Source organism: Pseudomonas sp. LB3P31, assembly GCF_054897945.1.
On the sequence record NZ_CM142710.1, the window covers coordinates 2,472,862 to 2,497,697 of the forward strand.

Sequence of the window (24,836 nt, forward strand, 5' to 3'; positions counted from 1 at the left end):
AATTATGTAATGAGACTCATTATTAGGTGATAATGAGAACCAAAACAAGCGGCAGGATTCTGGATGGTCTTCTGTGGGAGCAAAGCTTGCTCGCGATGACAATTGCAGAGCCGCCATCGCGAGCAAGCTTTGCTCCCAAAGATGTGTGCCAGGTGTGATGTGCAGGCAAAAAAAAAAGCGCGCCACCCAGTGGGTGGCGCGCCTGTTTATGCAACGGTAAACATCAGCTACCAGCTACGGTCATCCGCTCGATCAATACCGACCCAGTGCGAATATTGCTGCGCAGTTCCAGGTCATTACCCACCGCAACGATCTGCTTGAACATATCGCGCATGTTGCCGGCGATGGTCACCTCCTGCACCGCGAACTGAATTTCGCCGTTCTCGACCCAGTAGCCGGCCGCGCCACGGGAGTAGTCGCCCGTGACCATGTTCAGGCCCTGCCCCATCAACTCGGTGACCAGCAAGCCACGGCCCATGCGGCGCAGCAAGGCAGCCTGATCTTCGTCGCCATGGGTGACGAACAGGTTGTGCACGCCGCCGGAATTGGCGGTACTCGGCATCCCCAGCTTACGACCGGAGTACGTACCAAGGATGTACGACACCAACTCGCCCTTCTCGACGAACGGCTTGGCATAGGTCGCAAGACCATCACCGTCGAACGCCGAACTGCCCATGGCGCGCATCAAATGCGGCCGCTCATCGATGGTCAGCCATTCCGGGAACAGCTTCTGCCCCAGGGTGCCTTCGAGAAACGACGATTTGCGATACAGGCTGCCACCGGAAATGGCCGAGAGGAAACTGCCGAACAAGCCGCCGGCCAGTTCCGCGGAAAACAGTACAGGCACTTCGCAGGTGGGGACCGGGCGCGCACCGAGCCGGCTCGCAGCCCGCTGTGCCGCGCGCTGGCCAATACTCACCGGGTCCGCCAGCAGGTTGCCCTGACGGCTCACGTCGTACCAGTAATCACGCTGCATCTGGCCATCGGCTTCGGCGATCATCACACAGCTCAGGCTGTGACGGGTCGACGCATAACCGCCGATAAACCCGTGACTGTTGCCGTACACACGGCAGCCCTGGTGAGTGCTGAGCGTGGTGCCGTCGGCGTTCTTGATCCGGCTATCGGTTTCAAACGCCGCTGCTTCACAGGTCAAGGCCATCTCGATGGCTTGTTCCGGAGTGATGTCCCATTGGTGGAACAGGTCGAAATCCTTCAGGTCCTTGGCCATCAGCGCGGCATCGGCCAGGCCCGAGGCTTCGTCCTCGGAGGTGTGCTTGGCAATGGCCAGCGCGGCAGCGACGGTTTCGCGGATCGCTTCCGGGCCACTGGCCGAAGTGCTCGCCGAACCTTTGCGCTGGCCGACATACAAGGTGATGCCGAAGCCCTGATCGCGGTTGAACTCGACAGTCTCGACCTCACGCTGGCGTACCGAAGTGGACAGGCCCTGCTCCAGGGACACCGCCACTTCACAGGCACTGGCACCCTGACGCTTGGCTTCAGCGATGATCTGCTCGACTTGTTCCTGCAGTGCCGGCAACGCTTTCGGGCCGACGCTTTCAACTGCACTCATGCTGTTCTCCACTCAAATTCTGCTTTCGGCGAGGGTCATCGAGCGACCGGGCCGGACAAGCGGCCCCCGACTGGTTATCATGGCGGCGTTTCTTTGCGGACGGCCACCATGGTTGATTCTTACGACGACTCCCTCGATACGGGAGAAAAAAGCAAAACCCAGGTCAAACGTGAGCTGCATGCTCTGGTTGACCTTGGCGAGCGCCTTACAACACTCAAGCCTGACCTGCTGGCAAAACTGCCGTTGACCGACGCCATGCGCCGGGCACTGGCCGATGCGCCCAAGCACACCGCGAATATCGCGCGTAAACGGCACCTGATGTTCATCGGCAAACTGATGCGCGATCAGGACACTGACGCCATTCTGGTCTTGCTCGATCAACTTGATGCCTCCACCCGGCAGTACAACGAACGTTTCCATGGCCTGGAACGCTGGCGCGATCGCTTGATCGCGGGCGACGATGCGGTCCTGGAGAAGTTCGTGGTCGACTACCCGGAGGCTGATCGTCAACAGTTGCGCTCCCTGATCCGTCAGGCCCAGCACGAACTGGCGACCAACAAGCCGCCGGCATCGAGCCGTAAAATCTTCAAGTACATCCGTGAGCTGGACGAGACTCAACGCGGTCTGCGTTAAGTAGCGTGCAACCCATCCGGGAGGAGCTGCCGGAGGCTGCGATCTTTTGATCCTGCTTTGGATTTTAACAATCCAAAGTCAAAAGATCGCAGCCTTCGGCAGCTCCTACAGGGGGATGTGTGTTCCTACGATCCTGTGCCACCCACAGTGATCGCATCAATTTTCAGCGTTGGCTGGCCGACACCCACCGGCACCGACTGCCCATCCTTGCCACAGGTTCCGACTCCGCTGTCCAGCGACAGATCGTTACCGACCATCGATACCTTGCTCATGGCTTCCGGCCCGTTGCCGATCAACGTTGCGCCCTTGACCGGTGCGGTAATCTTGCCGTCCTCGATCAAATACGCCTCGCTGGTGGAGAACACGAACTTGCCACTGGTGATATCCACCTGGCCACCGCCGAGGTTGGCGCAGTAGATGCCGCGCTTTACCGAGGCGATGATTTCCTCTGGATCGCTCTCGCCTGCGAGCATGTAGGTGTTGGTCATGCGCGGCATCGGCAGGTGCGCGTAGGATTCACGACGACCGTTGCCGGTGCGGGCCACGCCCATCAGACGGGCATTGAGCTTGTCTTGCATATAACCTTTGAGGACGCCGTTTTCGATCAGCGTGGTGCACTCGGTCGGGGTGCCTTCGTCATCGACGCTCAGCGAGCCGCGACGACCGGCCAGCGTACCGTCATCGACGATGGTGCACAGCTTTGACGCAACCATCTCGCCCATGCGCCCGCTGTAGGCGGAGCTGCCCTTGCGGTTGAAGTCGCCTTCCAGGCCGTGGCCAACTGCTTCGTGCAGCAACACCCCGGACCAGCCGGAGCCCAGGACCACCGGCAAGGTACCGGCCGGTGCCGGAATGGCCTCAAGATTCACCAGCGCCTGGCGCAATGCTTCGCGGGCGTAGCCCATGGCACGGTCATCGCTGAGGAAGTATCGGTAATCGGTACGCCCGCCGCCGCCGTGCCCGCCGCGCTCGCGGCGACCATTTTGCTCGACGATCACGCTGACGTTGAAGCGCACCAGCGGTCGAACGTCCGCCGACAGGCTGCCGTCGGTGGAAGCCACCAGGATGCGTTCCCATACACCGGCCATGCTCACGGTGACTTGCTGGATGCGCGGATCGAGGGCACGAGTCGCGACGTCGATGCGCTTGAGCAACTCGACTTTCTCGGCACGGCTCATCACTTCCAGCGGGTTATCCGGCCCGTACAACTGGGCAACATCCTGGGTGGTGAAAGCCTGGACGGTGCCGTTCTGCCCGGCACGAGAGATGGAACGCGCGGCACGGGCGGCGGCGCCCAAGGCTTCGAGGGTGATGGCGTTGCTGTAGGCAAATCCGGTTTTTTCCCCGGACTGCGCGCGCACGCCAACGCCCTGGTCGAGATTGAAGCTGCCTTCCTTGACGATGCCGTCTTCCAGCGCCCAGGACTCGGAGATCTGTCCCTGAAAATACAGGTCGGCAGCATCGATGCCAGGGCCGGCGAGATCGCCGAGCACACCCTGCAGGCTTTCGATAGTTACGCCGCCGGGCGCCAGGAGGTGTTCACTGACTGAGGACAACAACTCGCTCATATGTTTTACGCCTTAAATTCATCGTTCTGAGGCAGGTCGCTGAGCGCCCTGCGAGAAAAAGCGCCGGTGACTCGACACCGGCATGCGCGCCCTGATGGACGCCTGTTCGCTGCTATCGCGTTCGGCCAGCAGCACGGCCTCGCCTTGATCCTGCTGCGCCAGCACGCGACCCCAGGGGTCGATGATGGCGGCGTGCCCCCAGGTTTCCCGGGGCCCTGGGTGCGTTCCACCCTGGGCCGCCGCGAGCACATAACATTGAGTCTCGATGGCCCGGGCGCGAATCAGCACATCCCAATGCGCCGCGCCGGTCACCGCAGTGAAGGCTGACGGCGCGGTAATCAACTCCGCCCCGGCAGCACGCAGTTCGCTATACAGCTCTGGAAAACGCAGGTCGTAACACACCGTCAGGCCAACCCGGCCGACTGGCGTATCCGCCACGACGACGCCACTGCCGTAAGCATAGTCATCGGATTCGCGATAACGCCCGCGATTATCTGTTACATCCACGTCAAACAGGTGCAGCTTGTCATAGCGCGCCACCGTCTCGCCTTGGTCATTCACCAGCAATGAGCAGGCATGCACTTTGGCCGTCGGATTATTCACCGGCGGCAGCGGCAATGTGCCGGCCACTATCCATAACTTGAGGTCGAGGGCGGTCTGTTTCAACCATGGCAGGATCGGGCCTTCACCCAAAGCCTCGGCGCGACCTATGTCAGCGATGTCGCGGCGGCCCATGGCGGCGAAGTTTTCCGGCAGCACGGCCAGTTGCGCACCCGCCGCAGCGGCCTGCTCAAGCAGCTGACGGGCCTGGGCCAGATTGGCCAGCACGTCGCTCTGGCTGACCATTTGAATCACCGCAAATGACATGGCGAACTCCTAACCTGAAATCGACGCATACCCCGTAGGAGCTGCCGAAGGCTGCGATCTTTTGATCCGGACGGTTTTGAACGTGCCAAAATCAAGATCAAAAGATCGCAGCCTTCGGCAGCTCCTACGGGGTTCATGCTACTCCAAAGAGCTGGGGTGATGATTTCAAAAAGGCTTGTCGAAGGTGATTTTCGGCTCTTTCCATGGCCCCTTGACGGTGTACTTGACGCTGGCGAAGCGCGCCACGCGGTCGCCGATCAATTTGTCGATCAGGAACAACGCGCCACCGATCGCCGGTGCGCCGACGATCAATGCGGCAATCGGCAGGTTATTGGTGACCGGCAAGGTCACCAGCAACTTGGCGTCGACCTTGTCGCCCACCAGGTCCAGCGTGCCGTTCAATTCGATGTTGCTTGAAGGCCCGGTCAGCAGGATCGGCTCGCGGGTGACGTACACCCCGTTGCTGGCGACCAGCAATCCCTTGACCCGGTCGTAACTCAGGCCTTTGCCAAACAGGTCGGAAAAGTCCAGGCGCAGGCGCCGGCCGATCGAGTTGAAGTTGAGCAGGCCAAACACCCGCAATGCCTGGGCGCCACCTTCCACTTCGACAAACTGACCTTTATTCAGCGATGCATCGAGGCTGCCGGAGAAACGTTTGGTGGCCAGCCAGGCCGGAGATCCAGGCCAGCGACCATCGACGTCCATATGGAAGTCCTCGCTGGTAACACTCGGCGCGAATCCCCAGCCTTTCAACACATCGGCAAGGTTCTTGCCGCTGATCCGGCCCTTGTACCAGCTGTTCGAAGCGCCGGGCGTACCTTCCCAGCCACCGCTGCCCTGCAGCAGGATGCCCTTGAGCCCCAGGTCCAGGGTATTGAGGGCAATACCTTTGGCCGTCGGCCGGACTTTCAGCGACCAGCCGCCGACCAGGTCCTTGCCCTGCATCAGCTGGTTGATCGTGATATCCAGCGCCGGAATCTTGGTCGGGTCCACGGTAGCGAGCGGGTCCGGAGAGTTTTCATCGGCAAGAACGGTCGGATCGGGAGCCGGCAACTTCACGTACTGCAGATTGATCGCAATCGGCGCCGCTTTCGCATCGGGGACAGTGACCGTGCCCTTGACCTGTTGACTGTCGAGCTGCAAAGCCCAGGTTGCCGCCCTGCGGTTCAACTGCACCCACGCCTGATCCAGAGTCGTGCCCATGGCAATCAGCTTGCCGATCCTCAGGTCAACGCTGCTGAGCAATTGCTTGGCGCTGCCGCCGGGATCCTGGCCGGTGTACTTGTCCGCCAGGTCCTTCCACGGGCCGACGTCCAGCGCCGGCAGCGAGCCGCGCACTCGCAGGCCCTTGGCCCCTGGCACAACGGCCTGTCCACCGCCCAGCAGCAGTTCACCACGACCCTCGGCAAAATTGCTGGTTGGCGCTTCGTAGGTGAAGTTCGCCAGCTCACCGTAGTTGACCCAGTAACGCCGATCCGCGCCCTGCAGGGTCATGCGAAACGTGGTGTCGCGGCCAACGTCGGCCGCCATGCCGAACGGCGCCGGCAAATCGATAGCAACGCCCTTGAGGTTGGAACTGACCAGCAACTGGCTGTCAGCGCCGCCGAGGTTGAGTTGCAGCTGATATGGAATCACCCCGGACACTGGCAGAGGCTGGGTGACGCGCAACCAGTCAGTGAGCTTTTTCACCTCGACCTGGCCCGAAGCGGTCACGCGCGTCTTGAGATTGCCGGCGCTGCCGTCGGCAAAAATCTGCGCGGACACCGGTTTATCGAAGGCCCGCGCCGTGATGTTCTGGCCACTGAGGCCTTTGGCGCTGTCGAAACGGAAATCACCCTTGAGCTGAGTCAACTCCAGGGCCGGCTCGCTCAACTTCAAGCGCGCCTTGGCGGTCTTGAAGTCGACCAGGATTTTCGGCAGTTCGCCTTTGGCCAGCGGAATATCCAGTTTCAACTTGCCTTGCAGATCGCCCTCGCCTTCCCAGCCAGCGAAGGTCTCGCCAGTACCGATTGGCGCGGTCTGGAGGATTTTCAGGCCATCGCCCAAGCCGCCGGCAAAAGCGCCATCGAGCAGCAAGTGACTGCTTTTGCCGGGAGCCGCGTGGGGAATTTCCACGTAGATATCGCGCACCTGGGTATCAAGCAACTGGCCCTTGCTGGCGAGGATCCGCACTCCGCTGTCTTCGACGAACACATCGCCACTGACCTTGCTGACATGCGGCCAGCCCGGCTGAAAGGCCAACTCGGCGTCATGCACCTTGAAGAACAGGCTGATGCTGCGGTCGGCGTCCCCGGCACCGTGGGCCAACGAACCCTGGTACTGGAAGAAGCCCTGGTCCACCGCGCCCTTGAGAATGGCCGTGCGCAGCCATTCGTCCAGCGCCGGGCTCAACACGGTCGGCAGATACTTCGCCGTGTATTTGCCGTCGCCGTCCACCAGGCCGACCCGCAGGTCCATGTAGTCTTCCTGGGAGTGATCAAAATGCAGGCGGATCAGGAAGTCGCCGGCGATCTTGCCCTCTTCGCCCAACACTTTCAGGTACGGCGCGATCAGGGTGAAGGCATCTTTATCGAGCTTCCAGGTCAACCGCGCATTGGCCTGGATGTACTGCCAGGGCTTGGCGAAAATCGGGTCCAGGTGCAGGGAAAAATCCTTGCTGTCCATGCGCAACTCGCCCTGACCCAGGTCACCGCTGATGCTGCCGCTGACATTTCTAACCGCTGGAGCACCGTGATAGGCATTAAAACCAACCTGATCCAGGTTGGCGGCAAAGCTGAGTTTGCTGTCGTCCGTGGCCGTTGGCCGGAAGTCGACCAGCACGTTACGCAGGCCACCAGTCACCTTCAGTCGCTCAACTGCCGTGGCGACGCCTTCGGGCAACGGCCCCAGCGCATTCAGCAGCGGGGTTATTGGCGTCAGATCCAGGCGGTCGGCTTGCAGGTGCCAGAGTTCCGCAGTGTTATCGGTGGCCGCAGTCTGCTTGAGTTGCAGGCGAGATTCCCAACGGGTCTCGCCGAGGTTCATGGCCAGGGAATCCAGGGTTACCAGTACGCCATCGGCGTTGCGCTGGAAATAACCATTGAGGGCCAGGTTGTTGATCTGCACCGGCTTGCGCTCGGCGTAGGCGCCCTTGATTTGTGGCGCATTCAGGCGCACGGCCGCGCTCTGCAGCGCGCCTTGGTTCCAGTTCACCCACAGCTCGCCGCCGGCCTTGATCTCGCTGAAATTCCACTGCCGGGTCAGGCGCTCCGGCAGCCATTTCGACCAGTCGCTTTGCGGCACGCTGAGGTACGCGTCCGCCTCGCCGTTTTTCCAGTCGCTGGCACGCAGGCGAGTGCGCAGGCTCAGGGCCATGGGTTGGCCGTCGGGCAACGTAAGGCGGGCATCGAGGCGCTGGCGCGAGCTGCCAGTCTTGAGACTGAGGCCCAAGTAGGTCAGGGTCAGCGGCGGATGATCCAGTGGCTGCAAGGTCACCTGGCTGTCGAGAACCGTCAGCTGCTGAACCATCTGCATGCGATTGAGCAGTTGTTCCGGGTCCAGCGGCTGATCCTGCTGGAGCGGCAAACCCTCAAGCGCCCAATGACCATCCTCGCCTTCCTTGAGGCTGATCTTCAGGCCGTTGAGTTCGAGATGGGCAATGCGCACTTCGCGAGCCAGCAGGCTGGCCCAGATATCCGGCACCGCGCGTACCTGGTCCAGACGCAGGGAGTTGGCACCCTCGCCGAGCATCACGTCATGGGCCAGCAGGATCGGTGCAAACCCGCTCCAGTTGCCTTCCAGTTCACCGATGTGCAGGGGCATGCCCAAAGCCGCGCTGGCCTTGCTCTCGACCTCTGCCCGGTATTCGGCTACCAGTGGCGTCAGTTCCCGACCGAGGCTGACATACAACGCCATCAGCACCAAAGCCAACGCGCACAGGCCCAGACCCCAGCGGGTCAGTGCAGCCAATATGCGTGTCAGACGGTCCATGTCAGGTGGCTCCCATGGGATAAAAACTACAGAAAGCTGAGGCCAGCTGTTCCAGGCGATTTACAACGTAAGGCTTCAGAGCAGCACCACGTCGTATTGTTCCTGGGAATACATGGTTTCCACCTGGAAACGAATGGTGCGCCCGATGAAACCCTCCAGCTCAGCGACATTGCCCGACTCCTCATCGAGCAAGCGGTCGACAACTTTCTGGTTCGCCAATACACGATAGCCCTCCGCCTGATAGGCGCGAGCCTCGCGGAGAATTTCCCGGAAGATTTCATAACAGACGGTTTCCGGAGTCTTCAGCTTGCCCCGGCCCTGGCAGCTGCTGCATGGCTCGCACAGCACCTGCTCGAGGCTTTCGCGGGTGCGCTTGCGGGTCATCTGTACCAGGCCCAACTCGGTGATCCCGATGATGTTGGTCTTGGCGTGATCGCGCTCCAACTGCTTCTCGAGCGTGCGCAGCACCTGGCGCTGGTGCTCTTCGTCTTCCATGTCGATGAAATCGATGATGATGATCCCGCCCAGGTTGCGCAGGCGCAGTTGGCGGGCAATGGCGGTGGCGGCTTCGAGGTTGGTCTTGAAGATGGTTTCTTCGAGGTTGCGATGGCCGACAAACGCCCCGGTGTTGACGTCGATAGTGCTCATGGCTTCCGCCGGGTCGACCACCAGGTAGCCACCGGACTTGAGCGGGACCTTGCGTTCGAGAGCCTTCTGGATCTCGTCTTCGACGCCATACAGGTCGAAAATCGGCCGTTCGCCAGGGTAGTGCTCCAGGCGGTCGGCGATTTCCGGCATAAGCTCGGCGACGAACTGCGTGGTTTTCTGGAAGGTTTCCCGGGAGTCGATGCGGATCTTCTCGATCTTCGGGCTGACCAGGTCACGCAGGGTGCGCAACGCCAGGCCGAGGTCTTCGTAGATCACGCTTGGCGCGCCGATGGTCTTGATCTGCTCGTTGATCTGATCCCACAAGCGGCGCAGGTAACGGATGTCCATGAGGATTTCATCGGCGCCGGCGCCTTCGGCAGCAGTGCGCAGGATGAACCCGCCGGCTTCCTTGATGCCTTCCATGGCCACGCAATCGGTGACCACCTGCTTGAGCCGTTCGCGCTCGGCTTCGTCTTCGATCTTCAGGGAAATGCCGACATGCGCGGTGCGCGGCATGTACACCAGGTAACGCGAGGGGATCGACAGCTGGGTGGTCAGGCGAGCGCCCTTGGAACCGATCGGGTCCTTGGTCACCTGCACCACCAGGCTCTGGCCTTCATGCACCAGCGCGCTGATGCTCTCGACTGCCGGGCCTTCGCGCAGGGAGATTTCCGACGCATGAATGAACGCGGCGCGGTCCAGGCCGATGTCGACAAATGCCGCCTGCATGCCTGGCAATACCCGAACGACCTTGCCCTTATAGATGTTGCCGACGATCCCGCGCTTTTGCGTGCGCTCGACGTGAACCTCTTGCAGAACACCGTTTTCCACCACCGCCACGCGCGATTCCATCGGCGTGATGTTGATCAGGATCTCTTCACTCATGGCAGGGTCTCGTTCAGGCATTTTCACGATAATGGCCGCATCTTGTCAGTACGACGCTCAGAGCGCGTTAAGGGTTTGCCAACAGGGTATGCCGAAATGGCCCAGCAGTTCTGCGGTTTCGCACAGCGGCAAGCCAACCACCGCCGAGTAGCTGCCATCCAGCCCCGCCACGAACACCGCGCCGAGCCCCTGGATGCCATAACTGCCGGCCTTGTCCCGAGGTTCACCGCTGGCCCAGTAGGCGGCCGCTTCTCCGGGGCCGATCTGGCGAAAACGCACCAGGCTGCGGATCACCCGGGATTCGCAACGCTCTGCATCCAGCAAGGCAATACCTGTCAGAACTTCATGTTCGCGACCCGACAACAGCATAAGCATGGCGCATGCGTCGGCTTCGTCTACTGGTTTGCCGAGAATTTTCCCGTCCAGCACCACGGCCGTATCGGCACCCAGCACGCAAAACTCTGCGGGGCACACGACGGCACCTCTCCCGGCCAGGGCCTTGCCACGCGCGAGGCGCTCGACATAGGCTGAAGGGGATTCTTGAGTTAATGGGGTTTCATCGATGTCCGCGCTGATGGCGGAGAACGGCACGCCGATTTGCGTGAGTAGTTCACGCCGACGTGGCGAGCCTGAGGCGAGAAATAGCTGTTTCATCAAGACATCTCCCTGTCGAAATGGCAAATGCCCGAGTGGATTAGTTGATCTTGTAGCGTCGACGCAATCCGCGCAAACCGTAGCTGATCCACGGCCAGAGCAAGGCACTGACCAGCGCCGGCAACACCAGCGCCAGGGTTGGCTGGCGATTACCGGTCAGTGCACTGAGCCACAGCTGCACTAGCTGTGCGAGGCCGAAGATCACCAGGATCACCAGGCTCTGTTGCCACATCGGGAACATTCGCAGGCGTTGTTGCAGTGACAGCACCAGGAAGGTGATGAGCGTCAGGATCAGTGCGTTCTGGCCCAGCAGCGTACCGTAGAGCACGTCTTCGGCCAGGCCCAGGCACCACGCGGTGACCATGCCGACTTTCTGCGGCATCGCCAGCGCCCAGAAGGCCAGCAGCAAGGCCAGCCACAACGGACGCAGGATTTCCATGAACTGCGGTAGCGGTGAAACGCTGAGCAGCATGCCGATGGCGAAGGTCAGCCAGACGATCCAGCCGTTTCGCGAAGCAGTCGTACCGACCATTATTCTCGTCCCCCAGTGGCAGCCGGTGCGGAGACAGGCGGTTTGGCAGGTGGTTTGGCCGGCGGCCTGGTGGCGACCGGCTTGGCCGGAGTCGTTGCCGCAGGAGCTGCGGCAGGTACGGCAGGTACGGCAGCCGGTGCGACAGGCGCAGCAACTGCTGCCGGAACCATGGCCGGCTTCGACACTGTTGCCGGAATGACCGGGCCACCACCGTACTGATCCAGGGTTTCCTGGGCCTGCGCCGCTTCATTGGCGCGTTCTTCTGCAGTGCGACCGTCGCTGAAAACCAACAGCAGGTAACGGCTGCGATTCAAGGCGGCGGTGGGCACGGCGCGAACTATCGCGAACGGCTGGCCGGAGTCATGGATCACTTCCTTGACCGTCGCCACCGGATAACCCGCCGGGAATCGCTGCCCCAGGCCGGAACTAACCAGCAGATCGCCTTCCTTGATGTCGGCCGTATCAGCCACGTGGCGCAGTTCCAGGCGTTCCGGGTTGCCGGTGCCGCTGGCGATCGCGCGCAGGCCGTTGCGGTTGACCTGAACCGGAATACTGTGGGTGGTATCGGTCAGCAGCAACACGCGAGAGGTGTAAGGCATCAACTCGACCACCTGCCCCATCAGGCCACGGGCATCGAGCACCGGCTGACCGAGGACCACACCGTCGCGCTCACCCTTGTTGATGATGATGCGATGGGTGAATGGATTGGGATCCATGCCGATCAACTCGGCCACTTCGACCTTTTCGTTGACCAGTGCCGAAGAGTTGAGCAACTCGCGCAGCCGAACGTTCTGCTCGGTGAGGGAGGCAAGCTTTTGCATGCGCCCCTGCAACAGCAGGTTTTCGCTCTTGAGTTTTTCGTTTTCGGCAACGAGTTCGGTGCGGCTGCCAAACTGGCTGGCCACACCTTGCCATAACCGCTGCGGCAAGTCGGTGATCCAGTAGGACTGCATCAGCACCAGCGACATCTGGCTACGCACTGGCTTGAACAGTGTGAAGCGGGCATCGACCACCATCAGCGCGACCGATAGCACGACCAGCACCAACAAGCGCACGCCCAGTGAAGGCCCTTTGGTGAAAAGCGGTTTAATAAGCCGCTCCTCCCAGGCAAATGTTTTGTCTATTCATACGGCAGACCGGCTGGATGCAGACTGACAGAAGATAAACGCCAACAGGCAGCACTGCAAAGTGCTGCCTGCGCGCTCAACAGCATAGATGCAACCCGGCGAATTATTCGCTGGAGAGCAGGTCCATGGTGTGTTTATCCATCATTTCCAGGGCACGACCACCGCCGCGAGCAACACAGGTCAGCGGATCTTCGGCAACGATCACCGGCAGACCGGTTTCCTGGGCCAGCAACTTGTCGAGGTCACGCAGCAAGGCGCCACCACCGGTCAGCACCAGGCCGCGCTCGGCGATGTCGGAAGCCAGTTCCGGAGGCGATTGCTCCAGTGCGCTTTTCACTGCCTGAACGATGGTGGCCAGGGACTCTTGCAGAGCTTCCAGCACTTCATTGGAGTTCAGGGTGAAGGCACGTGGAACACCTTCGGCCAGGTTGCGACCGCGAACATCGACTTCGCGAACTTCGCCGCCCGGGTAGGCCGTACCGATTTCCTGCTTAATGCGCTCGGCAGTCGACTCACCGATCAGGCTGCCGTAGTTGCGACGCACGTAGGTGATGATCGCTTCGTCGAAGCGGTCGCCGCCAACCCGTACGGATTCGGCGTAGACCACACCGTTCAGGGAGATGAGTGCGATTTCAGTGGTACCACCACCGATATCGACAACCATCGAGCCGCGCGCTTCTTCTACCGGCAAGCCGGCACCGATCGCAGCCGCCATTGGCTCTTCGATCAGGAACACTTCACGGGCACCGGCACCAAGAGCCGATTCACGGATGGCACGACGCTCAACCTGGGTGGATTTGCACGGAACGCAAATCAGCACACGCGGGCTTGGCTGCAGAAAGCTGTTTTCGTGAACCTTGTTGATGAAGTACTGCAGCATCTTTTCGCAGACGCTGAAGTCGGCGATAACGCCGTCTTTCATCGGACGAATGGCAGCGATATTTCCTGGTGTACGGCCGAGCATGCGCTTGGCCTCGGTGCCGACGGCCACGACACTTTTCTGGTTACCGTGTGTCCGAATGGCCACAACCGATGGCTCATTCAGAACGATTCCGCGCTCGCGCACGTAAATAAGGGTGTTGGCAGTGCCCAGGTCAATGGAAAGATCGCTGGAAAACATGCCACGCAGTTTCTTGAACATGGGGAAAGGACCCTAGGCAACGCGTGGGTAAAAAAGTGCGGCAAACTCTAACAACGACAGGGATTTTGGGCAAGGCGCCAATATGTTAAATTGACCGCTTTTCTGTGCACCAACCCCCACAATCGCGGCCTTATGACCGTAGAAATGCGGTAGTGTTCCGACAATCTAACACACGGACGCCGTCCGTTCTGTTTTCCACTGGAGATTCCCATGGCGCTTGAACGCTCCGACGTGGAAAAAATCGCTCATCTGGCCTGCCTTGGCCTCAATGATGCCGATCTTCCACACATCACTTCGGCCCTGAACAGCATTCTCGGGCTGGTCGACGAAATGCAGGCGGTCAATACCGACGGTATCGAGCCGCTCGCCCATCCACTGGAAGCCAGCCAGCGCCTGCGCGCGGACGTCGTGACCGAGACCGATCATCGAGAGGCCTACCAGTCCATCGCACCAGCGGTCGAAAACGGCCTGTACCTGGTTCCGAAAGTCATCGACTAAAGGGAAAGAGCCTGCAATGCATCACATGACTCTGGCCGAGATCGCCCGCGGACTCGCCGATAAAAAGTTTTCTTCCGAAGAGCTGACCAAGGTCCTGCTGGCGCGCATCGCCCAGCTCGATCCGCAGCTCAATAGCTTCATCAGCCTCACCGAAGACCTGGCGCTGCAGCAGGCCAAGGCCGCTGACGCACGTCGGGCCAATGGTGAGAACGGTGCGCTACTGGGTGCGCCGATCGCCCACAAGGACCTGTTCTGCACCCAGGGCATCCGCACCAGCTGCGGCTCGAAGATGCTCGACAACTTCAAGGCGCCATACGACGCCACTGTGGTTGCCAAGCTGGCCGCTGCCGGAGCCGTGACGCTGGGCAAGACCAACATGGACGAGTTCGCCATGGGCTCGGCGAACGAGTCGAGCTACTACGGCGCGGTGAAAAACCCGTGGAACCTGGAACACGTGCCGGGCGGTTCGTCCGGTGGTTCGGCCGCTGCCGTAGCCGCTCGCCTGCTGCCGGCCGCTACTGCGACCGACACCGGGGGCTCCATTCGTCAGCCCGCCGCATTTACCAACCTGACAGGGCTGAAACCGACGTACGGTCGTGTTTCGCGCTGGGGCATGATCGCTTACGCCTCCAGCCTCGATCAGGGCGGCCCACTCGCGCGCACCGCCGAAGACTGCGCGATCCTGCTGCAAGGCATGGCCGGTTTCGACGCCAATGACTCCACCAGCATCGACGAGCCCGTGCCGGATTACAGCGCCAGCCTCAACGGTTCGCTGCAGGGCCTGCGCATCGGCGTGCCGAAAGAGTATTTCAGCGCCGGTCTCGACCCGCGCATCGCCGAGCTTATCCACAACAGCATCAAGGAGCTGGAAAAGCTCGGTGCCGTGATCAAGGAAATCAGCCTGCCGAACATGCAGCATGCGATTCCTGCGTACTACGTGATCGCCCCGGCGGAGGCCTCGTCCAACCTGTCGCGTTTCGACGGCGTACGTTTCGGTCATCGCTGCGAAGATCCAAAGAATCTTGAAGACCTGTACAAGCGTTCCCGTGGCGAAGGTTTCGGCCCGGAAGTGCAGCGCCGGATCATGGTCGGTGCCTATGCGCTGTCGGCCGGCTACTACGACGCCTACTACCTGAAGGCGCAGAAAATCCGCCGCCTGGTGAAAAACGACTTCATGGCCGCCTTCACCGAGGTCGACATCATCCTCGGCCCAACCACGCCGAACCCGGCGTGGAAACTTGGCGCCAAGAACAGCGACCCGGTTGCCGCGTACCTGGAAGACGTCTACACCATCACCGCCAACCTCGCCGGCCTGCCAGGCTTGTCCATGCCTGCCGGTTTCGTCGATGGCCTGCCGGTGGGCGTGCAACTGCTTGCCCCGTATTTCCAGGAAGGTCGCCTGTTGAACGTTGCCCATCAGTATCAGTTACACACTGACTGGCACACCCGCACCCCAACCGGCTTCTGAGGAGAAACACATGCAATGGGAAGTCGTGATCGGGCTGGAGATTCATACCCAGCTCACCACCCGGTCGAAAATCTTTTCCGGTAGTTCCACCACTTTCGGTTCCGAGCCGAACACCCAGGCCAGCCTGGTTGACCTCGGCATGCCTGGCGTATTGCCGGTGCTGAACCAGGAAGCGGTGCGCATGGCGGTGATGTTCGGCCTGGCCATCGATGCCGAGATCGGCCAGCACAACGTGTTTGCCCGTAAAAACTATTTCTACCCGGACCTGCCCAAGGGCTACCAGATCAGCCAGATGGAATTGCCGATCGTTGGCAAGGGCCACCTGGACATCGCCTTGGACGACGGCACGATCAAACGTGTCGGCGTGACCCGTGCGCACCTGGAAGAGGACGCCGGTAAAAGCCTGCACGAAGAATTCAACGGCGCCACCGGCATCGACCTGAACCGTGCCGGCACGCCGCTGCTGGAAATCGTTTCCGAGCCGGACATGCGCAGCGCCAAGGAAGCCGTGGCCTATGTCAAAACGATCCACGCCCTGGTGCGCTACCTGGGCATCTGTGACGGCAACATGGCCGAAGGTTCGCTGCGTTGCGACTGCAACGTGTCGATCCGTCCGAAGGGCCAGGTTGAGTACGGCACTCGCTGCGAGATCAAGAACGTCAACTCGTTCCGCTTCATCGAGAAGGCGATCAACAGCGAAGTGCAGCGCCAGATCGAATTGATCGAAGACGGCGGCCGGGTGATTCAGCAAACCCGCCTGTACGATCCGAACAAGGACGAGACCCGTCCGATGCGCAGCAAAGAGGAAGCCAACGACTACCGTTACTTCCCCGACCCGGACCTGCTGCCGGTGGTCATCGAGGACTCGTTCCTCGACGAAGTGCGCGCGACCCTGCCGGAATTGCCGCCGCAGAAACGCGAGCGTTTCCAGGCGCAGTTCGGCCTGTCGGTCTACGACGCCAGCGTCCTGTCCACCAGCCGTGAGCAAGCCGATTACTTCGAGAAAGTCGTGAGCATTGGCGGCGACGCCAAGCTGGCGGCCAACTGGGTGATGGTTGAATTGGGCAGCCTGTTGAACAGGCAGGGCCTGGACATCGACCAGTCGCCGGTCTCGGCCGAACAACTGGGCGGCATGCTGCTGCGCATCAAGGACAACACCATCTCCGGCAAAATTGCCAAAGTGGTGTTTGAAGCCATGGCCAACGGTGAAGGCAGCGCTGACGAGATCATCGACAAACGCGGCCTCAAGCAAGTGACCGACAGCGGCGCGATCTCGGCGGTACTGGACGAGATGCTCGCGGCCAACGCCGAGCAGGTCGAACAATACCGTGCGGCAGACGAAGCCAAACGCGGGAAGATGTTCGGCTTCTTCGTTGGCCAGGCCATGAAAGCTTCCAAAGGCAAGGCCAACCCGCAACAGGTCAATGAACTGCTGAAAAGCAAGCTCGAAGGCTGATGAGAATCGAGCCAGCCCCCAACCCTGGCTCGATCCCCCTGTGGGAGCGGGCTTGCTCGCGAAAGCGATGTGACATCCAACGAAAATGTAGAATGTCCCACCGCTTTCGCGAGCAAGCCCGCTCCCACATTTGCTTTGTGGAAAACTTTGAATGAAGCGTCTACTCAGCGCCTGCGCCCTGCTCTCCCTGCTGGCCGGTTGCTCCAGCAACGACATCATCGACCCCCACGGTTACGACAAGACCGGCACCGCGTCCTATTACGGCGCCAAACACCAAGGCAAACGCACCGCCAGTGGCGAGCGTTTCAACAAGAATTCCCTGACCGCCGCCCATCGCCAACTACCCTTCGGTACGCGGGTGAAGGTCACCAATCTGAGCAATGACAAATCCTGCGTGGTCCGGATCAATGACCGCGGGCCACACACCCGTGGGCGCCTGATTGATCTTTCTCACGAGGCTGCCGAGCGACTGGGTATGCTTAGAAGCGGGACCGCACGGGTTCGTGTGCAAGCCCTCGACGACTGACAGCTGGAGCGCCGACCATTTTCGGACTTGCAGATTTGCCCCTGATCAATCTGATTGAATTGCTCAGCGGCCTGGTTCTACTGATCGCCGGCGCCGAGCTGATGGTGCGCGCCGCCGTGCGCCTGGCCGCGCGCCTGCACGTTCGGCCACTGATCATCGGCCTGACCATCGTCGCCCTCGGCAGCAGCGCGCCGCAAATGGCCGTCAGCCTGCAGGCGACCCTGGCGCAGAACGTCGATATCGCCGTCGGCAGCGTGATCGGCAGCAGCATCTTCAACATCCTGGTAACGCTCGGCCTGTCGGCGCTGATCATCCCGCTGCGGGTGTCGCGGCAATTGGTGCGCCTGGATATCCCGCTGATGATCGGCGCCAGCCTGCTGGTCTTCGTCCTCGCGTGGAATGAAGAACTGACCCGCCTCGACGGTGTGATACTGCTGGCCGCGCTGGTGTTGTACCTGGGCTTGCTGCTGCGTCAGTCGCGGCACTCGGCCCGGCCACCGTCCCACGATGAAACTCGCCAGGCACCCTGGTTCAGCAGCCTGCTGATGATCGTCGCCGGGCTGGCGATGCTGATTTACGCCGGGCACTTGCTGCTGGGCGCTGCGGTGGCCGTGGCGACTGACCTGGGGCTGTCGGAGCGGATCATCGGCCTGACCATCGTCGCCATCAGCACCTCCCTGCCGGAACTGGCCACTTCACTGATTGCCGCCTTGCGCGGCCAGCGCGAAATCGCCGTGGGCAACGTCATTGGCAGCAACCTGTTCAACCTGCTGGGCGTGCTCGGAGTGACCGCACTGATCGCCCCGACGCCGCTGTCGGTCTCGCCCAACGCTTTGGATTTCGACCTGCCGGTGATGCTCGGCGTCGCGGCGCTGTGCCTGCCCATCTTCTATTCCGGCTACCGGGTGACGCGTGCCGAAGGCCTGGTATTCCTGGGCCTGTACCTGGCCTACGGCCTGCATGTGGTGTCGTTCACCACCGGCATGCCCCTGGCCGGCAAACTCGAACACCTGATGCTGTTTTTCGTCCTGCCGGCCTTGGTGGCGTTTTTACTGTTCACGTCCCTGCTCGCCTGGCGCCGCCAACACCACAAGAAGGAATTGCCATGACCGACAATAAAAAGCCCGGCGTTGAAGTGCGCCGACAAGTGATGGGCGATGCGTTCGTTGATCGCGCACTCGGCAATGCCACCGAGTTCACCCAGCCGCTGCAGGACTTCGTCAACGAGCACGCCTGGGGCAGCGTCTGGAACCGCGAAGGCCTGCCGCTAAAAACCCGCAGCCTGATCACCCTGGCCGCGCTGACCGCATTGAAGTGCCCGCAGGAACTCAAGGGCCACGTGCGCGGTGCCTTGAACAATGGTTGCACGGTGGAAGAAATTCGCGAGGCACTGCTGCATTGTGCAGTGTATGCGGGCGTGCCGGCGGCAATCGATGCGTTTCGGGCGGCGCAGGAAGTGATAGATAGCTATCAAAAACCGTAAGGTCAAAAGATCGCAGCCTTCGGCAGCTCCTACAAGAGAACGCGTAACCCTGTAGGAGCTGCCGAAGGCTGCGATCCTTTGATCTAGATCCACCCGCCCCACTGCAACAGAAAGATCCCGACATTGGTAGTCACCGCCGCCATCAGGGTGGTAATCACAATGATCGCCGCCGCCAGCTCATGGTTGCCATTGGCCTGGCGCGCCATGACAAAACTGGCAGCGGCAGTCGGGCTGCCGAAGTACAGGAACAGAATCCCCAACTCCGCCCCGCGAAAACCCCATAGCCATGCACCCAGGGTCGCCAGCACCGGAAGGCCGATCATCTTGACCAGGCTGGAACTGAGCGCCATCGAGCCGCTTTTGCGCATCGCCGCCAGCGACAGGGTGCCGCCGATGCAGATCAGCGCCAGGGGCAATGTGGTCTGTGCCAGGTACTGGCCGGAGGTTTCCAGCCAGCCGGGCAAGCCGATCTTGAAATAGGCGAAGGGTGCTGCAGCAAATACGCTGATGATCAGCGGATTGATCATCACGCTCTTGCAGATGCTCCAGGGGTCGGACTTGATCACCGGGCTGTAGACCGCCAGCACAATGGTCGACAGGGTGTTGTAAAACAGGATCACCAGCGCCGCGAGAATCGCCCCGAGGGAGATCCCGTAGTCGCCGTACATGCTCGCCGCCAGCGCCAGACCGATCACCCCGTTGTTACCGCGAAAGGCACCCTGGGTGTAGATACCGCGATCTTCCCGTGGGCACTTCCAGATCGCCCAGCCCCAGGCGATGGCGAAACAGACCAGGGTTGCCAGCGAGAAATAGATCAACAGCGCCGGTTGCAGCGCGGCGTGCAGGTCGGCATGCAGGATGCCCAGAAACAGCAGCGCCGGCATGGTGACGTTGAACACCAGGGCGGAGGCGGTGTGGATAAAGTTGTCGTTGATCCAGTCGATGCGCTTGAGCAGCACACCCAGAAACAGCATGGCAAACACCGGGGCGGTGATGTTCAGGGTTTCGAGGAAGATTGCCAGCATGCCGGGGGTAACCTTGGGTGGGCGTCGTTAGGTGGCTAATGATAAGCCACCAGGCCCCGTGGCGTCTGTTAGACCGCCATCGCGGGCAAGCCTTGCTCCCACAGGGGATGTGCAGTATTCACACAATTTGTGCAACAAAGCAGATCTCCTGTGGGAGCAAGGCTTGCCCGCGATGCAGGCGACTCGGTCTTAAGTGATAGGCGCAGGGTTGAACAGGGTGATGTCGTTATGCAGTTTATGCTGCTCCGCCCACGTTTGCTTCCTGCCGCTGGCGACGTCCAGGTAGTAGTGGAACAACTCCCACCCCAGATCCTCGATCGAAGCCCGGCCGGTGGCGATCCGCCCGGCATCGATATCGATCAGGTCCGGCCAGCGTTGCGCCAGTTCAGTCCGAGTCGACACCTTCACCACCGGCGCCATCGCCAGTCCATACGGCGTACCACGCCCGGTGGTGAACACGTGCAGGTTCATCCCGGCGGCCAGTTGCAAAGTCCCACAGACAAAATCACTGGCCGGGGTCGCGCAAAAAATCAGACCTTTGCGCTTGAACCGTTCGCCAGGACCGAGCACCCCATTGATAGCGCTGCTACCGGATTTGACGATCGAGCCCAGGGACTTCTCGACAATGTTCGACAACCCGCCCTTCTTGTTCCCCGGCGTGGTGTTGGCGCTGCGGTCCGCTTCGCCCTTGGCCAGGTATCGGTCGTACCAGTCCATTTCACGCACCAGCTCCTGGGCGACTTCCTCGGTTTCCGCCCGGGAGGTCAGCAGGTAAATCGCATCGCGCACTTCGGTGACTTCGGAAAACATCACCGTCGCACCGGCGCGTAATAACAGGTCCGAGGCATAGCCCAGGGCCGGGTTGGCAGTGATCCCGGAGAACGCATCGCTGCCGCCGCACTGCATGCCAAGAATCAACTCGGACGCCGGCACGGTTTCCCGGCGACGCTGATCGAGCTTTTTCAAACGGGTCTCGGCCAGCGCCATGATCTGCTCGATCATCTCGCTGAAACCGTGACTGGAATCCTGCAGGCGGTACAGCCACGGATCGCTCAAATTCACCGAACTGTCGCCCTCGTGCATCACCTGCCCGGCCTGCAATTTCTCGCAGCCCAGGCTGATCACCAGTGCCTCGCCGCCCAGGTTCGGGTTGCGCGCCAGGTTGCGCACGGTGCGGATCGGGATGTACGCATCCGTCGCGGTAATCGCCACGCCACAACCGTAGCTGTGGGTCAGCGCCACCACGTCGTCGACGTTCGGATACTTGGGCAGCAACTCGTCCTTAATGCGCTTGACCGCATGATCGAGTACCCCGGTAACACACTGCACCGTGGTGGTGATCCCGAGAATGTTGCGCGTGCCCACGGTGCCGTCGGCATTGCGATAACCCTCGAAAGTGAACCCTTCGAGCGGAGCCTGCGCCGCTGGCACTTCGGTAGACAGCGGCAAGCTGTCCAGCGGTGGCGCTGTGGGCATGCGCAGTTGATCTTCATTGACCCAACTGCCGCGGGGGATCGGCTGCAACGCATAGCCAATGGTCTGGCCGTAACGAATCACCTGGCCGCCCTCGGGAATATCTTCCAGAGTAACTTTGTGGCTCTGCGGCACGAAGTCCAGGGTTATCAGGCCGTCCGCAAATTCAGTGCCGGCAGGCACACCCTGGTCGTTAACCACGACGACCACGTTGTCCCGCTCGTGCAAACGGATGTAGCGCGGCGAGTCGGAATGTTCGATCAACTGCATGACGCCGCTCCTCAGGAATGCGCTTGAGACAATTTATTATGAGCTTCAGGACCGCTGACTGGCGGCTCCTTGAGCACCACACGCTTGATCGGACCGACGATCACCAGGTAGCTGAACACCGCGACCAGTGCGTTGCAACCAACGAACACCAGGGCCCATTTGAACGAACCGGTGGAGCTGATGATGTAGCCGATGACGATCGGGGTGGTGATTGAGGCGATGTTACCGAAGGTATTGAACAGGCCACCACTGAGACCGGCAATCTGCTTCGGCGAAGTGTCGGACACCACCGCCCAGCCCAGCGCTCCCACGCCTTTGCCGAAGAAGGCCAGGGCCATGAAACCGACGACCATCCATTCAACATCGACATAGTTGCAGGCCACGATGCTGCTGGAAACCAGCAGGCCGGCAATGATCGGCGCCTTGCGGGCGAACGTCAGGGAGTGGCCCTTGCGCAGCAGGTAATCGGAGATTACTCCGCCGAGCACGCCACCGATAAAGCCGCAGATGGCCGGCAACGAGGCAATGAAACCAGCCTTGAGAATGGTCATGCCGCGTTCCTGCACCAGGTAAACCGGGAACCAGGTCAGGAAGAAATAAGTGATGCCGTTGATGCAGTACTGACCGAGGTAGACGCCCAGCATCATGCGGTTGGTCAGCAGCTGGCGGATGTAGTCCCACTTCGGACCGTCAGCCTTGGCGCCTTTGCCCTTGTCCTGATCCATGTCGACCATACCGCCGTTGTCGGCGATGTGCTTGAACTCGGCTTCGTTGATCATCGGGTGTTGGCGCGGGCTGTAGATTACCTTCAGCCAGATCCCCGAGAAGATGATGCCGATCACGCCCATGACGATAAACACGTGCTGCCAGCCGTAGCTGTAGACGATCCAGCCCATCAGCGGTGCGAACAACACGGTGGCGAAGTATTGCGCCGAGTTGAAGATCGCCGAAGCCGTACCGCGCTCGGCGGTCGGGAACCAGGCCGCGACAATGCGCGCGTTGCCGGGGAAGGATGGCGCTTCGGCCAGGCCCACCAGAAAGCGCAGCATGAACAGGGCAACGATCGCCGTGGAGATGCCGAACTCGCCGACATATCCCTGCAGCACGGTGAACAGCGACCAGGTGAAAATGCTCAGTGCGTAGACTTTTTTCGAACCGAAGCGGTCCAGCAGCCAGCCACCGGGGATTTGCCCGGCCACGTAGGCCCAACCGAATGCGGAGAAGATGTAACCGAGGGTGACCGCGTCGATGCCGAGGTCTTTTTGCAGGCTGGAGCCCGCGATGGCGATGGTTGCCCGGTCGGCGTAGTTGATCGTGGTCACCAGGAAAAGCATGAGCAATATCAAATAGCGGACGTGGGTTGGCTTGGTCGCTTGCATGTAGATGTACTCCCACTGATTATTTTTATGCGCGGGTGAAACGGGTATCCCTCTGTAGGAGCTGCCGAGTGAAACGAGGCTGCGATCTTTTGATCTTCAGAAGCAAAGATCGCAGCCTCGTTTCACTCGACAGCTCCTACGGGGGTTGCGGTAGCAGTACCACCGTGGCGGCGCCAGATACCGCAGTGCAGCGGTTACGATCCGATGTAACTGGTTTTCACGACCGTGTAGAACTCTTGTGCGTAGCGACCTTGCTCTCGGGATCCATAGGATGAACCTTTGCGCCCGCCGAATGGAACGTGGTAATCCACGCCCGCCGTCGGCAGGTTGACCATCACCATCCCGGCCTGGGAGTAGCGCTTGAAGTGGTTGGCGTATTTCAGCGAAGTGGTGGCGATGCCCGCCGACAGACCAAACTCGGTGTCGTTGGCCATGGCCAGTGCCGCGTCGTAGTCCGCCACGCGAACAATGTTCGCCACCGGGCCAAAGATTTCCTCGCGGCTAATGCGCATCGCTGCTTCGCTGTCGGCAAACAGGGTTGGCGCGAGGTAATAGCCCTCGGTGTCGCAAGTCACCAGACCGCCACCACTGACCAGGCGCGCACCTTCGGACTGCCCGATGTCGATGTATTTCAGGTCCTGCTCAAGCTGCGCCTGCGAAACCACCGGACCGATGTCGGTGCCGGTTTTCAGCGCGTGACCGACCTTGATCGACTGCATGCGCTCGGCCATGGCCTCGACGAACTTGTCGTAAATCCCTGCGGTGACGATGAAGCGGCTCGAAGCGGTACAACGCTGGCCGGTGGAGTAAAACGCGCTCTGCACCGACAGCTCGACCGCTTGCTTGAGGTCAGCGTCATCGAGAATGATCTGCGGGTTCTTTCCACCCATCTCAAGCTGCACTTTGGCCTGGCGCGACACGCAGCTCACGGCGATCTGGCGACCCACGCCAACGGAACCGGTGAAGCTGATGCCATCGACTTTCGGGCTCTGCACCAGCGCATCGCCAACCACTCGACCGCTGCCCATCACCAGGTTGAACACACCGGCCGGGAAGCCCGCGCGGGAGATGATTTCAGCCAGTGCCCAGGCGCAGCCCGGGACCAGATCAGCCGGTTTCAGCACTACACAGTTGCCGTAGGCCAGGGCCGGGGCAATTTTCCAGGCCGGGATCGCGATCGGGAAGTTCCACGGCGTGATCAGGCCAACCACACCCAGGGCTTCACGAGTGACTTCGACGTTGACGCCCGGACGTACCGACGGCAGGTAGTCGCCGGAGAGACGCAGGGTTTCACCGGCGAAAAACTTGAAGATGTTGCCGGCGCGGGTGACTTCGCCGATGGCTTCCGGCAGGGTCTTGCCCTCTTCCCGGGCCAGCAGGGTGCCGAGTTCTTCGCGGCGTGCGAGGATTTCACTGCCCACTTTGTCCAGCGAATCATGGCGAGCCTGAATACCTGAGGTGGACCAGGCCGGGAACGCGGCGCGTGCGGCGTCGATGGCAGCGTGGACCTGAGCCAGGTCAGCCTTGGCGTATTCGCCGATGGTGTCGGTCAGTTCGGACGGGTTGATGTTGGCGCAGTATTCACTGCCGGCAACCCATTCACCGTTGATGTAGTTATCAAAACGCTTTGTATCAGCCACTTCAGATCTCCTCACGCAAAAGGC

20 protein-coding genes are annotated in these 24,836 nt (G+C 60.9%); 7 read left to right on the forward strand and 13 right to left on the reverse strand.

Annotated features, from left to right (window positions below):
* Nucleotides 1-223: 223 nt before the first annotated feature.
* Entirely contained in the window at nt 224-1,570 is a 1,347-nt protein-coding gene (gene pmbA / locus ACYZTK_RS11335; RefSeq protein WP_462014517.1) for a metalloprotease PmbA, read from the reverse strand.
* 108 nt (nt 1,571-1,678) lie between these two features.
* Between pmbA and yjgA the strand changes: the two genes are divergently transcribed.
* On the forward strand, nt 1,679-2,203 hold the full coding sequence (yjgA, locus tag ACYZTK_RS11340) for a ribosome biogenesis factor YjgA (RefSeq protein WP_462014518.1): 525 nt from the start codon (nt 1,679-1,681) through the stop codon (nt 2,201-2,203).
* Between the two features lie 125 nt (nt 2,204-2,328).
* On the opposite strand, the gene tldD is transcribed toward yjgA, so the two are convergent.
* The 8 genes from tldD to mreB all read right to left on the reverse strand — a co-directional run bounded on the left by tldD (nt 2,329) and on the right by mreB (nt 13,594).
* Nucleotides 2,329-3,771 carry a metalloprotease TldD gene (gene tldD / locus ACYZTK_RS11345; protein WP_462014519.1) on the reverse strand — a complete coding sequence of 481 codons (1,443 nt, stop codon included), beginning with the start codon at nt 3,769-3,771 and terminating at the stop codon, nt 2,329-2,331.
* A gap of 18 nt (nt 3,772-3,789) precedes the next feature.
* Nucleotides 3,790-4,638 (reverse strand): carbon-nitrogen hydrolase family protein, encoded by an 849-nt coding sequence (locus ACYZTK_RS11350; RefSeq protein WP_462014520.1) that lies wholly within the window; start codon nt 4,636-4,638, stop codon nt 3,790-3,792.
* 165 nt (nt 4,639-4,803) lie between these two features.
* Nucleotides 4,804-8,607 (reverse strand): YhdP family protein, encoded by a 3,804-nt coding sequence (locus tag ACYZTK_RS11355; protein WP_462014521.1) that lies wholly within the window; start codon nt 8,605-8,607, stop codon nt 4,804-4,806.
* 75 nt (nt 8,608-8,682) lie between these two features.
* A complete protein-coding gene (gene rng, locus ACYZTK_RS11360; RefSeq protein ID WP_462014522.1) occupies nt 8,683-10,140 on the reverse strand; it encodes a ribonuclease G in 1,458 nt (485 codons plus the stop codon).
* A 57-nt stretch (nt 10,141-10,197) separates the two neighbouring features.
* Nucleotides 10,198-10,794: a Maf family protein gene (locus ACYZTK_RS11365; protein WP_462014523.1), complete on the reverse strand. Its 597-nt coding sequence runs from the start codon at nt 10,792-10,794 to the stop codon at nt 10,198-10,200.
* Between the two features lie 40 nt (nt 10,795-10,834).
* Nucleotides 10,835-11,326, reverse strand: coding sequence for a rod shape-determining protein MreD (gene mreD, locus ACYZTK_RS11370; protein WP_045061471.1), 492 nt, complete (start codon nt 11,324-11,326; stop codon nt 10,835-10,837).
* Entirely contained in the window at nt 11,326-12,381 is a 1,056-nt protein-coding gene (mreC, locus tag ACYZTK_RS11375) for a rod shape-determining protein MreC (RefSeq protein WP_462014524.1), read from the reverse strand. Before mreC ends, mreD begins: the two co-directional genes overlap by 1 nt.
* A gap of 175 nt (nt 12,382-12,556) precedes the next feature.
* Complete coding sequence (gene mreB / locus ACYZTK_RS11380) at nt 12,557-13,594, reverse strand: rod shape-determining protein MreB (protein ID WP_002555108.1); 1,038 nt, start codon at nt 13,592-13,594, stop codon at nt 12,557-12,559.
* A gap of 210 nt (nt 13,595-13,804) precedes the next feature.
* On the opposite strand from mreB, the gene gatC reads away from it, so the two are divergent.
* From gatC to ACYZTK_RS11410, 6 genes are all read left to right on the forward strand, one after another.
* A complete protein-coding gene (gatC, locus tag ACYZTK_RS11385) occupies nt 13,805-14,092 on the forward strand; it encodes an Asp-tRNA(Asn)/Glu-tRNA(Gln) amidotransferase subunit GatC (protein ID WP_045061473.1) in 288 nt (95 codons plus the stop codon).
* Between the two features lie 16 nt (nt 14,093-14,108).
* On the forward strand, nt 14,109-15,560 hold the full coding sequence (gatA, locus tag ACYZTK_RS11390; protein WP_462014525.1) for an Asp-tRNA(Asn)/Glu-tRNA(Gln) amidotransferase subunit GatA: 1,452 nt from the start codon (nt 14,109-14,111) through the stop codon (nt 15,558-15,560).
* A gap of 10 nt (nt 15,561-15,570) precedes the next feature.
* The gene (gene gatB / locus ACYZTK_RS11395) at nt 15,571-17,016 is read left to right on the forward strand and encodes an Asp-tRNA(Asn)/Glu-tRNA(Gln) amidotransferase subunit GatB (RefSeq protein ID WP_462014526.1); all 1,446 of its coding nucleotides are present in this window, start codon (nt 15,571-15,573) and stop codon (nt 17,014-17,016) included.
* Nucleotides 17,017-17,167: 151 nt separating this feature from the next.
* Nucleotides 17,168-17,542: a septal ring lytic transglycosylase RlpA family protein gene (locus ACYZTK_RS11400; protein WP_462014527.1), complete on the forward strand. Its 375-nt coding sequence runs from the start codon at nt 17,168-17,170 to the stop codon at nt 17,540-17,542.
* A gap of 50 nt (nt 17,543-17,592) precedes the next feature.
* Entirely contained in the window at nt 17,593-18,651 is a 1,059-nt protein-coding gene (locus ACYZTK_RS11405; protein ID WP_462014892.1) for a calcium/sodium antiporter, read from the forward strand.
* Nucleotides 18,648-19,025, forward strand: coding sequence for a carboxymuconolactone decarboxylase family protein (locus tag ACYZTK_RS11410; RefSeq protein WP_462014528.1), 378 nt, complete (start codon nt 18,648-18,650; stop codon nt 19,023-19,025). Before ACYZTK_RS11405 ends, ACYZTK_RS11410 begins: the two co-directional genes overlap by 4 nt.
* An 83-nt stretch (nt 19,026-19,108) precedes the next feature.
* On the opposite strand, the gene ACYZTK_RS11415 is transcribed toward ACYZTK_RS11410, so the two are convergent.
* From ACYZTK_RS11415 to ACYZTK_RS11430, 4 genes are all read right to left on the reverse strand, one after another.
* Nucleotides 19,109-20,050: an AEC family transporter gene (locus tag ACYZTK_RS11415; RefSeq protein ID WP_462014529.1), complete on the reverse strand. Its 942-nt coding sequence runs from the start codon at nt 20,048-20,050 to the stop codon at nt 19,109-19,111.
* A 189-nt stretch (nt 20,051-20,239) separates the two neighbouring features.
* On the reverse strand, nt 20,240-21,793 hold the full coding sequence (garD, locus tag ACYZTK_RS11420; protein ID WP_462014530.1) for a galactarate dehydratase: 1,554 nt from the start codon (nt 21,791-21,793) through the stop codon (nt 20,240-20,242).
* 11 nt (nt 21,794-21,804) lie between these two features.
* The gene (locus tag ACYZTK_RS11425; RefSeq protein ID WP_462014531.1) at nt 21,805-23,172 is read right to left on the reverse strand and encodes an MFS transporter; all 1,368 of its coding nucleotides are present in this window, start codon (nt 23,170-23,172) and stop codon (nt 21,805-21,807) included.
* A 194-nt stretch (nt 23,173-23,366) separates the two neighbouring features.
* Nucleotides 23,367-24,812, reverse strand: a complete 1,446-nt coding sequence (locus ACYZTK_RS11430; protein WP_462014532.1) for an aldehyde dehydrogenase family protein — start codon at nt 24,810-24,812, stop codon at nt 23,367-23,369.
* Nucleotides 24,813-24,836: the final 24 nt, after the last annotated feature.

Bases quoted from the DNA above. Each gene is read 5' to 3' on its own strand.
- gatB (WP_462014526.1), top strand. From the start codon at position 15,571: ATGCAATGGGAAGTCGTGATCGGGCTGGAGATTCATACCCAGCTCACC.
- gatA (WP_462014525.1), top strand. From the start codon at position 14,109: ATGCATCACATGACTCTGGCCGAGATCGCCCGCGGACTCGCCGATAAA.
- ACYZTK_RS11425 (WP_462014531.1), bottom strand. From the start codon at position 23,172: ATGCAAGCGACCAAGCCAACCCACGTCCGCTATTTGATATTGCTCATG.
- tldD (WP_462014519.1), bottom strand. From the start codon at position 3,771: ATGAGCGAGTTGTTGTCCTCAGTCAGTGAACACCTCCTGGCGCCCGGC.
- ACYZTK_RS11415 (WP_462014529.1), bottom strand. From the start codon at position 20,050: ATGCTGGCAATCTTCCTCGAAACCCTGAACATCACCGCCCCGGTGTTT.
- ACYZTK_RS11410 (WP_462014528.1), top strand. From the start codon at position 18,648: ATGACCGACAATAAAAAGCCCGGCGTTGAAGTGCGCCGACAAGTGATG.
- rng (WP_462014522.1), bottom strand. From the start codon at position 10,140: ATGAGTGAAGAGATCCTGATCAACATCACGCCGATGGAATCGCGCGTG.
- mreD (WP_045061471.1), bottom strand. From the start codon at position 11,326: ATGGTCGGTACGACTGCTTCGCGAAACGGCTGGATCGTCTGGCTGACC.
- ACYZTK_RS11400 (WP_462014527.1), top strand. From the start codon at position 17,168: ATGAAGCGTCTACTCAGCGCCTGCGCCCTGCTCTCCCTGCTGGCCGGT.
- ACYZTK_RS11350 (WP_462014520.1), bottom strand. From the start codon at position 4,638: ATGTCATTTGCGGTGATTCAAATGGTCAGCCAGAGCGACGTGCTGGCC.
- pmbA (WP_462014517.1), bottom strand. From the start codon at position 1,570: ATGAGTGCAGTTGAAAGCGTCGGCCCGAAAGCGTTGCCGGCACTGCAG.
- ACYZTK_RS11365 (WP_462014523.1), bottom strand. From the start codon at position 10,794: ATGAAACAGCTATTTCTCGCCTCAGGCTCGCCACGTCGGCGTGAACTA.
- ACYZTK_RS11355 (WP_462014521.1), bottom strand. From the start codon at position 8,607: ATGGACCGTCTGACACGCATATTGGCTGCACTGACCCGCTGGGGTCTG.
- yjgA (WP_462014518.1), top strand. From the start codon at position 1,679: ATGGTTGATTCTTACGACGACTCCCTCGATACGGGAGAAAAAAGCAAA.
- gatC (WP_045061473.1), top strand. From the start codon at position 13,805: ATGGCGCTTGAACGCTCCGACGTGGAAAAAATCGCTCATCTGGCCTGC.
- mreB (WP_002555108.1), bottom strand. From the start codon at position 13,594: ATGTTCAAGAAACTGCGTGGCATGTTTTCCAGCGATCTTTCCATTGAC.
- garD (WP_462014530.1), bottom strand. From the start codon at position 21,793: ATGCAGTTGATCGAACATTCCGACTCGCCGCGCTACATCCGTTTGCAC.